Genomic DNA, 11,822 nt, shown 5'->3' with positions numbered 1-11,822 from the left:
ATTATCATATCGGACAGTTTACCCAGGAGCGGCGTTATGACTCAGGCAGTATCCTCCCTCACCACCGACTGCTGCATCGTCGGCGGTGGCCCCGCCGGGCTGATGCTCGGCTACTTACTGGCCCGCGCCGGCGTTCAGGTGGTGGTGCTGGAAAAGCACCCGGACTTTCTGCGCGACTTTCGAGGCGACACCATTCACCCCTCCACCCTGCAGATCATGCACCAGCTCGGGCTGCTGGAGGAACTGCTGACCCTGCCGCACCAGAAGGCCGAACGCCTGCAGGCGGAAGTGGGCGGCGAAGAGGTGACGCTGGCGGACTTCCGCCGCCTGCCGGTGAAATGCCGCTATATCGCCTTTATGCCGCAGTGGGACTTCCTCAATTTTCTCGCCGCCAAAGCCCGCGCGCTGCCCGGTTTTACCCTGCTGCAGTCCACCGCCTTTGGCGAACTGCGCTATGACGGCGATCGCGTCTGCGGCGTCACCGCGTTAAACGGCGAGCAGCAGACTGAGATTACGGCACAACTGGTGGTCGGCTGCGACGGTCGCCATTCGCGGGTGCGCCAGCAGGCAGGCTTAACCGGTCAGTCGTTCGGCGCGCCGCGCGACGTGGTGTGGTTCCGGCTGGATAAACAGGCGGACGATCCGCAGTGGGGCATGGGCCATAAGGGGCCAAAGCAGAACTTTATTATGATCGACCGCGGCGACTTCTGGCAGTGCGGCTATTCAATTATGAAAGGCGAGTATGCCCAGCTGAGCCAGGGGAATGTGGATGCGTTTAAGCAGCAGATTGCCGCCGTTGCCCCCTTCTCCGCCGAACGGTTAGGGCAGTTACAGGGCTGGCAGGACTTCCGCCTGCTGGAGATTAAAATTGACCGGCTGGATGCCTGGGCAAAACCCGGCCTGCTGTGCATCGGCGACGCCGCGCACGCGATGTCGCCGATTGGCGGCGTGGGAGTAAACCTGGCGATTCAGGATGCGGTGGCGGCCGCCAATCTGCTTACCCGCCCGCTGCTGCGAGGCAGCGTCAGCCTGCAGCAGCTGCAAAAGGTACAGAAGCGCCGCGCGTTTCCCACCCGCGCCACGCAGTTTATCCAGATTAAGATGAGCGGCAAAAAGCGCCCCGAGGGGCAGCCCAGCCCGCTGCCGCGCATTATCAAGCGCTACCGCTTCCTGCCTTACGTGTTTGGCTGGATCATCGGCCTGGGCTTCCGACGGGAAAAACCCCGGCTTTAGCTGGGGATACGCATCAACGGCCCGGCATCATTAACGCAGCGGTCAGAGCCGTTCGCCGTTCAGCCGTCGGATCTGGCGCAGGATCGCGCAGTGATCCAGCTCACCGTCACCGGCGGCGATCATCTGGGTGAACAGCTGATTGACGGTGGTGGTCAGCGGCAGCGACAGGCCCAGTTCGTCGGCCAGCGCCACCGCGCTGCGGGTGTCTTTCAGCTGCCATTTGGCCGGGCCGCGCGCGGCGAAATCCCCGCTGACCATGCGTTCACCGTGCTGGCGCAGAAGGGTGGAGTCGGCAAAACCGCCGAGCAGCGCCTCGCGCACCTGCACCGGGTCAGCCCCGCCGCGTTCGGCCAGCAGCAGCGCTTCCGACAGCAGTGACAGTGTGCCAGCCACCACGATCTGATTGACCAGTTTGGTCAGCTGCCCGGCCCCGACCTCGCCAACCCGCGTAACCCGCCCTGTTACCGCCAGCAGCGGTTGCAGACGCTCAATCAGCGCCGCATCGCCGCCGGCCATCAGCGACAGCGTGCCCTGCTCTGCGCCGCGCGTGCCGCCGGACACCGGCAGATCGAGAAACTCAACGCCGGCGGCGGCGGCCCGTTCGGCCTGCCCGCTGACAATCTCCGGTGACAGGGTGCTCATCATCAGCAGCGCCGTACCCGGGCGGGCCGCCGATAACGCCGCGCCGGGGGCGAAAATCGCCTGTTCACAGGCGTCAGCATCGCTGAGCAGGCAGATGAGTACTTCGCAGTGCGCCGCCAGCTCAGCGGGTGTGGCGGCCGGCGTGATGCCCTCGGCCACCAGCGGGGTTAGCTTCTCCGCGCTGCGGTTCCAGGCACTGACCTTCCAGCCCGCCACCGCCAGCCGCCGCGCGATCGGCGCGCCCATCAGCCCGGTACCCAGTATGCCAATATGATTATCACTCATCTGCTCTTCTCCTTTACCGCTACGTATCGTCATTACAGCACCTGTGCCCCGGTAACCACTACCGCCAGACGGTTACTGCGCGTCAATATCCTTGCCTCACTCATGCCGCCGGCCACGTATGTCGCATAGCAGACGCGGATCCGTTGCTGCTGCACGGCGGCCGCCAGAACGGTGCGGCGAAAGCCTGGACAGCATAAAGGCCAGTTTTGCAGCAAAATATGACCCGGCCTTACAATTTAGTGACATTTCTTTAAGAAGTTTACCTATTGTTTAAGGAGAATGATAATAACTATCATTCCTCTATTCTGAACTAACGCCGGATCTGCACACCATGAACAACACCTTCAAACTTAAGCTTTCCGCCCTGCTGCTGAGCACGCTGCCCGCGCTCGCCTTCGCCACCACCTACCCGCTGACCGTAACCGATATGGACGGCCAGCAGGTCACGCTGGATAAAGAGCCGCAGCGGGTGATCCTGCAGGACGGCCGCGATATTCTTAACCTGGCGCTGCTGGACCGTGAGAACCCGTTTAAACGCGTGGTGACGTGGAATAACCTGCTGAAGAAGCAGGACAGCGGCAGCTGGAATCTGTTGCAGCAACGCTGGCCGGAATCCGCATCGATTCTGGATATGGGCTTCTCCGATCAGGGGCAGGTGAATCTGGAAACGGTGATCTCGAAGCACCCCGACCTGATGATCGCCCAGCTGCGCGCCAAACCGGCCCTGCAGCAGACCGGCGTGCTGAAGCAGCTGGCCGACCTGAAAGTGCCGGTGCTGTTTATTGATGATGAGCTGCACGCGGTGCAGAATACTGCCAACAGCGTCACCCTGCTGGGTAAGGTGCTGAACCAGGAGAGCCACGCGGCGGAGTACACCACCTTCTATAACCAGAAGCTGACGGCCATTCAGAACGCGGTAAAAAACGTGTCGCCGAAGCCGCGGGTATTTATTGAACCGATTGCCGGCATCAGCGGCGGCGGTGACTCCTGCTGCTTTACCCATAGCCACAACGGCTGGGGCGGGCTGGCGGAAGCGGTGGGTGCGGTGAATATCGGCTCTGAACTGCTGCCGGGCGCGACCGGCGTGATCCCCGTGGAGAAAGTGATTAGCGAAAACCCGGACTACTATGTGATGAGCGGTTCCAAACGCGGCGGTAAAGGCAGCACCGTGATCCCGCTGGGCTATAACACCACCACCGATGAGATCAAGGCCACCTTTGACAGCCTGCGCAACCGTACCGGCGTAAAAGATATTCCGGCGGTGAAGGCGGGTAAGGTGGCGGCGGTCTACCACCACTTCTATAACCACCCGTATAACATTATCGGCATGGAGATCCTGGCGAAGGACTTCTACCCGCAGCAGTTTAAGGATCTGAACCCGGAAGCGGACTACCGCACCATCATCAGCCAGTTCACCACCATTCCGGCGGCACCGATCAACCTGCAGTACCATCCGGCGAAATAACCCCTCGCCCGCCCCCTCTGCCGCGCACTGCCCGCCAGCGCGCGGTTTTTTTTTTGGCTTTCAGCATGAATATTGCGGGCCTGCTTCCATCTTGTGGCTTCACCTGTTCTGTTCGCACAAAATGCCTCTCTCCGATTTGCCTGCACTGCGTTTACTGTTCGCCAGACGTGGTGCGGGAACTCTGCGATTAACGGATAACTTCAGAGACCGGAACACGTTAGCCTTTGTAAAAAGGTGGGGCTCAGGTCATTCACGACGTCAGTTCCTGTGTTACCATTGCTCACTTATCACACAGCGAGGTGCTTATGAAAAACGTGAATGCTCCAGAGGTAAACACTATTCTGCAACAGGCCGCTAAGGTGCCTGGAGTGGAAATCAATGGTCGCTCCCGGGAAGCACTTCGCCAGCAGTTCCGTCTGGCGCGCAAGGGAGCAACCAACGCCGAGGGAACCCCCATTGATAATCCGAAAAAGTATTACGTCGGTTGAGATCAATCCACATTTCGATGAAGTCAGCCTGTTTTTTGGTTTCGATAAAGAGGTTGTCGAATCGTACGAAGAGGACCTGCTTAATCTGATCGAGCTCTGGCTTCAGCAAGGCTTTGTCGATGTCTATCAACATGGCGATCTTTTTGCTTATGGCATGGTGAAAGACTCCAACTCCACGACTGGCTCCTCTCCCTGGTATATTGGTATTAATCATACCCGAGTCGATCGTACGGATGTCGATCCCCTGCTGGTTGTCACCTTCAGGGACGAACACCACGATGGGGGGATCGGGACGATCATGGTGTTACATAACCTGATATCCCATGACGAGATGTTCGGCTCTCTCCGACGTAAATACGATCGCGACTATATGCGATCGATTCGCGAGCGTCTGAGCGGGCAGATAACCCGCTAAACAGCACCGTGCGCGGCTGCCCCCCGGCGTTCCCACAAGGGAGGCGCACGCACCGTGCCACTGCGCCAGCTTAGATCTCTCCCGGACGTATCGCGGTTGCGCCCGGACGCTTTTCTGCCGTTACCGCTGCAGCCGGCGTTAACGGTGGCGCGACCGGCGTGACCCCGTGATCGTACTTCTGCTGCAGCGCGCGCTGCATCTGCTGCAGAACGTTGCCGTCCAGTTTGTAGTGCCGCAGATAGATCCACAGCGTCAGCATAAAGAACAGCAGCGGCACGACGATCATAATCCCCTGCATGCCGATCACCGTACTGGCCGACTGCACCGCACCGGGCACGTAGCCGACGATGCCCAGCATCACGCCGATCAGCAGCCCGGCGAAAGCCGCACCGGCCTTGACCACCATGGTCTGCACCGAGTAGGCGATGCTTTCGATACGCACGCCCAGCGCATAGTCGCCCCAGTCAACGGTGTCCGCCACCATGATCACCAGCAGCACCCAGAAGAACGCGCTACCGACGTTCGCCAGGATGCCGGAGAGCGAAATCAGCGTGGCGCTCTGCGGCGCAAACAGGCTCACCGCCAGCAGCAGCAGACAGCTGAGCACCGGCAGCACCGAGGCGCTGATCCACAGCGCCCGGCGCGAGAAGCGCGCCACCAGTTTCGGGAAGCAGAGGATGGCTACCAGGTTAGCGATGCCGGCGTACATCATATACCACGGGAACAGCTCCGCTTTGCCGACCACGTAGGTGAAGTAGTAGATGGCAAACGCGGTGATGACGTTGTGCGCGAGGTTCCACGCCAGCGCCATCAGCAGCAGTGCAAACAGCGGGCGGTTGCGGAAAATCATGCTTAACACCGCCTTCAGGGTGGTGTGTTCAGCGGCGGCAGGCGTGGCCGAGGAGGAGTACTTCTCTTCAATATTACGCAGGGTGATGATGGCGGAGGCGATAAAGAACGCCACGAGGATCAGAGAGAACAGCATAAAACCCTGCCCCTTATCGCCGTTGCCGAGGGCATTGACCAGCGGCAGGCCAATCACCCCGGTGGTATAACCGGCCAGGCTGGCGAAGAAGCGCGGCCACGGGATCAGCGCCTCACGCTCCTTTTTATCCAGCGTGATGCAGGGCACCAGCGACCAGAACGGCACATCCATCAGCGTGTAGGTAAAGCCCCACAGCAGATAGGTGGCCCAGATCCAGGCGATCAGCGCGCCGCCTTCAAAGTGGTGGGCGCTGAACACCGACACCAGCACCGCCGAGTTGGTCAGCGTGCCAGCCAGAATCCACGGCTTAAACTTGCCCCAGCGGCTGCGGGTGCGCTCGACGATCCAGCCCATCACCGGGTCGAACAGCGCATCCAGAATGCGCGCCACCAGGAACAGCGAGGCGACCATGCTGACCGACACGCCGACCACGTCGGTGTAGTAGTACATCAGGTACATATAGATAATGCCGATGGCAAAGTCCTTGCCGAAGGCACCGAGTCCGAAGCTAACCTTGGTTTTCAGTGACACGCTCATTGCTGCTCCGCACGTCCCCGACCGGCAGGCGATTTGCGCCACCTGCCGACCTTTCAGTGAGGGTTCCGGTTAAGGGTAAGTTTGGCGGGGGATCCCGGGTATGCGTTAGCGGTACGCCGGCAGCCAGTCACCGTGGGCGGCGATCAGCTCGTCACACAGGCGGATGGTGTCATCAATCGACAGCTCTGCCGAGGTATGCGGATCGAGCAGCGCGGCGTGGTAGATATGCTCTTTTTTACGGCTGACCGCCGCTTCAATAGTCAGCAGCTGGGTGTTGATATTGGTGCGGTTCAGCGCGGCCAGCTGCGGCGGCAGCGCACCGACGTGGCACGGCGTTACGCCCTGGCCATCCACCAGGCACGGCACCTCGACGCAGGCCTCCGCCGGCAGGTTGGTAATCAGCCCGTTATTCAGCACGTTGCCGCCGATCTTGTACGGCACGTCGGTCTCCATCGCTTCGATCATCCACGACGCATATTCGTGGCTGCGGGTATGGGTCAGGTTGTCATTCTGCGTCAGCCGCTCGCGCTGCAGCTGCCAGCGGTCAATCTGCTCAATGCAGCGGCGCGGGTATTCGTCGAGCGGGATGTTGAAACGTTCGATCAGCTCCGGGTAGTTACGCTTGATCCAGTACGGCATGTACTCGGCGTTATGCTCGGAGGATTCGGTGACGTAGCAGCCGAACACGCGCATGATTTCATGGCGCACCATATCGTCGTGCCTGTGCTGCAGCGCGGCGGCGCGGCGCTTGATTTCCGGGTAGAGATCTTCACCATTGCGGCTGATGTTCAGCAGCCAGGCCATATGGTTAATACCGGCGATTTGCCATTTTACGCCATCCGTCGGCATATCCACCGACTTCAGCAGCGTTTCGGCGCAGACCTGCACGCTGTGGCACAGGCCAACGGTTTTGATCCCGGTGTGCCGCAGCATCGCCCCGGTCAGCGAGGCCATCGGGTTGGTGTAGTTAAGCAGCCAGGCGTCCGGGCACACCGCTTCCATATCACGAGCAAACTCCAGCATCACCGGGATGGTGCGCAGCGCGCGGAACAGCCCGCCGATGCCCAGCGTATCGGCGATGGTCTGGCGCAGGCCATATTTTTTGGCAATCTCAAAGTCGGTAATGGTGCAGGGATCGTAGCCGCCAACCTGAATGGCGTTGATCACATAGCTGGCACCCTGCAGGGCGCGGCGACGATTTTCCACCCCGGCAAATTTTTCGATCCGTGCTTTGCCCTGGCTCAGATTGGCGTTGAGGTTATTCAGCATCTGCCAGGAGTCGTTGAGCCGCTGCTCATCGATATCGTAAAGGGCGATATCGACCTGCTGCAGCGCCGGGGTAGCCAGAATATCCCCCAGTACGTTTTTGGCGAAAACGGTGCTGCCGGCACCGAGAAAAGTAATTTTCATGGTCAGTTCCTTATCAGACATCGGGTGAAGTTGAACCCACTCTAGGCAAAGCCCGCGGGCCTGCCTATGTCATTTTTTGACATTGATATGGTGAAAAATGACGCTGAAATTGAACTGTGATCTGGCTCGCTAATTCGCCTCAGGAAAGCGTTAATAAAATGCTCAGGCTCACATCCTGCAGATATCGGGTCTGTTTTTTATGAAAAATATTGCTGTAATTCAGTCAACTACGGGAGAGTGGCATGATTCAGAAAGATATTAATCCGGATGATATCGCGCAGTTCGGGCTGAACATTTATCAGTACGGCCATGAAGTCTGTACCAGCCAGCACAGCTATGGCCCGGCGGTGCGTCAGCACTATCTTTTGCATTATGTGATACAGGGTTGCGGCACGCTCCATACTGAACAGCACAGCTGGCCGGTCAGACAGGGGGAAGCCTTTCTGATCTGGCCGCACGAAATTACCACCTACGTGGCAGATAAGCGCACCCCCTGGGAGTATATGTGGATTGAGATGGATGGCCTGATGGCGGCAAGAAGCCTGGAAAAATGCGGATTACGGCGCGATATGCCGCTGTACCGTCCAAAAGACCCTGATTCCCTGGCCGGTGAGGGCCGACTGCTGCAGGCGTTGATCGCCGAAGATCCACAGCATTCGCTGCGCATTACCGGGCTGACCTGCCTGTTTCTGGACGCGCTGATCGCCGGCAGCGCCAGCAGCCGCGCGGGCAGTGAAACCTCCAGCATCAGCCGGCATCTGGATAACGCGACGCAGTATATTGAACGCCACTACCACCGCAATTTCAGCATTGCCGAGGTGGCGGAATATTGCAATATAGACCGCAGTTATCTCAGCCGGCTGTTTCAGCAACAGTTTGGTTACGGGCCAAAACACTATCTGCTGCAGCTGCGTATGAATGTGGCCACCACGCTGCTGGCTGACCGGTCACTACCGGTGAAAGTAATCGCTTATTCAGTGGGCTACGGCAGCCAGATGCAATTCGCCAAAGTGTTTAACCACTACTTTCATTGCTCGCCAAGCGAATGGCGGCGCAGACAGGCCAATAGCGATATTTAAGCCAACGCTCACAGCACCGGTCGAAATTACGCCTGCGGCCGGCGTACGGCCGTTTTATCGTCCCGAAGCTGCGTGACCGCGCACCGCTATTTGTAAACTGCCCCGGCTGAGGGTACTCTGAGCGCGGTTTCCACAGTATAGAGAACGGACTGTCACCCGCTATGAACGCCCCCGCCAAACGTAAAAACGATCCCGAAGGGTTAAAAAAACGCATTCTTGCCAGCGCCCTGACCACCTTTGCCGAGTTCGGCCTGCAGGGCGCCCGCATGGAGCAGATTGCCGAAAATGCGCAGACCACCAAACGCATGGTGGTGTACCACTTCAGCAACAAAGAGCAGTTGTATATTGACGTGCTGCACCTGGTCTATCAGGAGATCCGTTCCCATGAGAGCGGACTGAATCTGGCGGAGATGTCACCGACCGAGGCGATTGCCCGGCTGGCCGAGGCCAGCTTTGATTATCACATCAGCCACCCGGACTTTATGCGGCTGGTGTGCAGCGAGAACCTGATGCGCGGCCGTTATATCAGCCAGTCGACGTCTATTAAGGCGCTGAACCAGAGCGCGCTGGACGTACTGGATAGCGTGCTGGTGCGCGGTAAGCAGAGCGGCGAGTTCGATCCACAGGTGCAAACCGTTGACGTCCACCGCCTGATCAGCAGTATCTGCACGCATAATGTTGCAAACCGTTACACCTTTCACACCCTGTTCGGCGGCGATGAGAGCGAACAGCAGAGCGTGGCCCGCAACCGCCAGCTGGTGGTGGAGGCGACGCTGCGCTACCTGCGCCCTGCCCGTTAAATCTGTACAGATAAATCCGTAATGTACAATTTTACCCCGTTACGTCTGCGTAACGGGGTTTTCTGGCTACCCTTAATACTGTGTTGCGTAACGATGTACGCAAAAGTCAGGCTTAAAGAGGTGCCGTCAATGACGCAAGAACGCTATCCCCGCCGCCAGCCGCAGCTGCCCGAGTCCCCCTCGCGCCAGTGGAACTGGGCGCAGAACGCCACGCTGGCGCATATCAGCCAGATTGATTACCCCGCCAGTGAGGCCGAACTGCAGGCGTTGTTGTGTGCCAGTCATGGCAGGGTGCGTATTATGGGCAGCCGCATGTCACCTGGCAGAATGCTGGCGCTGGCCGATGCCGGTGACCGTTTGATTGATACCTCGCAGCTGCGCGGCCTGCTTGCCAGTGATGAACAGAGCGCAACCTTCGCGGGGGGCACACCGCTGCATGAAGTCTACGAGGTGCTGACCGGCATGAACCGTATGCTGCCGGCTTCCCCCGGCGTTATCGCCGCACAAACGCTGGCCGGTGCGCTGGCGACGGGAACCCACGGCCAGGGGCTGCAACAGAGCACGATTGGTGACGAGGTGCTGGCAATCCGCATGGTACTGGCCGACGGCAGCATCGCTGAATTCGATCGTCAGCACGCGGATTTCCCCGCCGTACAGCTGGGTCTGGGCTGCCTGGGTGCAGTGACCGCCGTCACCCTGCGCACCTGCCCGCTGGGGATTTATACCTGCCATAAAAGCGCGGTCAGCGCTGACTCGCTCGCGGAAGATCTGCTGACCTGGAACCAGGACTACGCCTTAAGCAAAGCCTGGTGGTTCCCCGGCGAAAACCAGGTGCACCTGTGGACGGCGCGGGAAGCCACGGATGAGGAGCGGGAAAACTACCGCCTGAACGGCGACGATCTGCTGAAGTACCATGAAACTAACGATGCGATGAATCAGACGGTAGACCGCACGCTGGAGCATATGCGCAGCGACACGCAGATCGCCGATGAAAACGGCAAGCCGTTCCGCACCGTGACCCGCTTTAAAGACTTCACCGACGTGACCGGCGATATCTATCAGGTATTCTGTCGCGGTATTGCCACCCCGCAGATCAACGTTGAAATCGCCATCCCACTCGAACGTGCGCCGGCGGTGATTGAACGCATTAAGCGCTGGCACGCCGACGAACAGCCGCATATGCACTATCCGGTGATCCTGCGCTGCACGGGCGCATCAGAAAGCTGGCTGAGTCCGGCGTATCAGCAGGCCAGCTGCTTCTTTGGCTTTGTGGTCTATTACGCTGAAGACGGTTCACTCTCTGAAGAGGGGCTGGCGTTTATCACCGCGGTGGAAAAACTGCTGGCGGAAGAAGGTGGCCGGCCGCACTGGGGCAAATACTTCGACGCCTCACTGTATAACTGGGATCGGATTTACCCGCAGCTGGCGGCATTCCGGGCGGTGCGCGAACGGCTCGATCCGCAGCACCGTTTTAGTAACACCTTCAGCCAGCAGCTGCTTAAGGAGGCCACAGCATGATGGCATGGGCAACCCTGCTGACGCAGCCGGACTACCTGATCGGCGTGCGCGCACTGAACCGTTCTTTGCGGCTCAGCGACAGCCGTTATCCGCTGGTGGTGATGGTCACGGAGAATATCGCACCCGCAGCACGCCAGCAGCTGGAGTCAGAGGGCGCACTGATACGCGAAGTGGCTCCGCTCAGCCCCAACCCTGAGCTGGCCAACCGCTACGCCAACGCACGTTTTGCCGAGGTGTGGAGCAAGCTGCGGGCGTGGCAGTTAACCGAATTTTCCCGCCTCGCCTTTCTCGATGCCGATATGCTGGTAACGCAGAATATGGATGAGCTGTTCGGCCTGCCGCTGGCACCGGGTACCATTGCCGCCTGCCACGCCTGTCGCTGCAACCCGAATCAGATTGCCAGCTACCCCGCCGACTGGGTGCCGGAAAACTGCTTCTACAGCGTTTGCCGTGGGGTGGATCACGTTGAGCAGCCGGATAAAGTGGATAACTATCTGAATGGCGGTTTTCTGCTGCTGACGCCGGACCAGCAGGTGTTTGACCAGATGCTGGCGCAGCTGGCGGCGCTGGACGACCTCTCCGGCTATCTGTTTGCCGAGCAGGACTTCCTGAACCAGTTCTACCGCAACCGCTGGCAGCCGCTGCCGTATATTTATAACGCGCTGAAGACCCTGCCGCATCAGCACCCGGCCGTCTGGGATATCGATCGGGTGAAGAACATCCACTACATTATCGATAAGCCGTGGCAGCAGCAGCCCGATCCGCAGAGCCGCTACTATGCGCTGGATAAGGCCTGGTGGCAGGTGGCCGCTGGCCTGTAAATGGCCGCAAAAAACAGGCAGCGCGTCGGGTTAGTCAGCAACGCCTCACACGCGTCTGCCCTTGCAGCCACTGATCTGAAAAGAGTGGCTGGCGGGAAGCCGGGTAATCAACCCGGCACGTTGTCCTGAAGGCTCCGCCCGCCG

11 protein-coding genes are annotated in these 11,822 nt (G+C 59.5%); 8 read left to right on the top strand and 3 right to left on the bottom strand.

From position 1 onward, the window contains the following. Positions 1-36: 36 nt before the first annotated feature. Entirely contained in the window at positions 37-1,233 is a 1,197-nt protein-coding gene (locus GKQ23_RS09420) for an FAD-dependent oxidoreductase (RefSeq protein ID WP_101506398.1), read from the top strand. A 42-nt stretch (positions 1,234-1,275) separates the two neighbouring features. Here GKQ23_RS09420 and GKQ23_RS09415 read toward each other — a convergent pair whose 3' ends face one another. Continuing rightward, the gene (locus GKQ23_RS09415; protein ID WP_212410562.1) at positions 1,276-2,160 is read right to left on the bottom strand and encodes an NAD(P)-dependent oxidoreductase; all 885 of its coding nucleotides are present in this window, start codon (positions 2,158-2,160) and stop codon (positions 1,276-1,278) included. Between the two features lie 331 nt (positions 2,161-2,491). Here GKQ23_RS09415 and GKQ23_RS09410 point away from each other — a divergent pair, with 331 nt between their 5' ends. The 3 genes from GKQ23_RS09410 to GKQ23_RS09400 all read left to right on the top strand — a co-directional run bounded on the left by GKQ23_RS09410 (position 2,492) and on the right by GKQ23_RS09400 (position 4,528). Further along, entirely contained in the window at positions 2,492-3,625 is a 1,134-nt protein-coding gene (locus GKQ23_RS09410) for an ABC transporter substrate-binding protein (RefSeq protein ID WP_056233048.1), read from the top strand. A gap of 305 nt (positions 3,626-3,930) precedes the next feature. Continuing rightward, positions 3,931-4,113 carry a hypothetical protein gene (locus GKQ23_RS09405; RefSeq protein WP_146005511.1) on the top strand — a complete coding sequence of 61 codons (183 nt, stop codon included), beginning with the start codon at positions 3,931-3,933 and terminating at the stop codon, positions 4,111-4,113. Continuing rightward, the gene (locus GKQ23_RS09400; RefSeq protein ID WP_212410560.1) at positions 4,082-4,528 is read left to right on the top strand and encodes a hypothetical protein; all 447 of its coding nucleotides are present in this window, start codon (positions 4,082-4,084) and stop codon (positions 4,526-4,528) included. Before GKQ23_RS09405 ends, GKQ23_RS09400 begins: the two co-directional genes overlap by 32 nt. Before the next feature lie 70 nt (positions 4,529-4,598). Here GKQ23_RS09400 and melB read toward each other — a convergent pair whose 3' ends face one another. Further along, a complete protein-coding gene (gene melB / locus GKQ23_RS09395; RefSeq protein WP_212410558.1) occupies positions 4,599-6,050 on the bottom strand; it encodes a melibiose:sodium transporter MelB in 1,452 nt (483 codons plus the stop codon). A gap of 105 nt (positions 6,051-6,155) precedes the next feature. Further along, complete coding sequence (locus tag GKQ23_RS09390) at positions 6,156-7,460, bottom strand: alpha-glucosidase/alpha-galactosidase (RefSeq protein ID WP_101506400.1); 1,305 nt, start codon at positions 7,458-7,460, stop codon at positions 6,156-6,158. A gap of 242 nt (positions 7,461-7,702) precedes the next feature. Here GKQ23_RS09390 and GKQ23_RS09385 point away from each other — a divergent pair, with 242 nt between their 5' ends. From GKQ23_RS09385 to GKQ23_RS09370, 4 genes are all read left to right on the top strand, one after another. Further along, a complete protein-coding gene (locus GKQ23_RS09385) occupies positions 7,703-8,539 on the top strand; it encodes an AraC family transcriptional regulator (protein WP_212410556.1) in 837 nt (278 codons plus the stop codon). A gap of 161 nt (positions 8,540-8,700) precedes the next feature. Continuing rightward, positions 8,701-9,339 carry a TetR/AcrR family transcriptional regulator gene (locus GKQ23_RS09380; RefSeq protein ID WP_212410554.1) on the top strand — a complete coding sequence of 213 codons (639 nt, stop codon included), beginning with the start codon at positions 8,701-8,703 and terminating at the stop codon, positions 9,337-9,339. 129 nt (positions 9,340-9,468) lie between these two features. Next, on the top strand, positions 9,469-10,857 hold the full coding sequence (locus GKQ23_RS09375; protein WP_212410552.1) for a D-arabinono-1,4-lactone oxidase: 1,389 nt from the start codon (positions 9,469-9,471) through the stop codon (positions 10,855-10,857). Further along, on the top strand, positions 10,854-11,678 hold the full coding sequence (locus tag GKQ23_RS09370) for a glycosyltransferase family 8 protein (protein ID WP_212410550.1): 825 nt from the start codon (positions 10,854-10,856) through the stop codon (positions 11,676-11,678). The genes GKQ23_RS09375 and GKQ23_RS09370 overlap by 4 nt, the downstream gene beginning before the upstream one ends. The last annotated feature ends 144 nt before the right edge of the window (positions 11,679-11,822 follow it).

This window comes from Erwinia sp. E602 (genome assembly GCF_018141005.1).
Taxonomy (GTDB): Bacteria; Pseudomonadota; Gammaproteobacteria; order Enterobacterales; family Enterobacteriaceae; genus Erwinia.
This window is presented reverse-complemented; position numbering and strand designations above follow the sequence as displayed.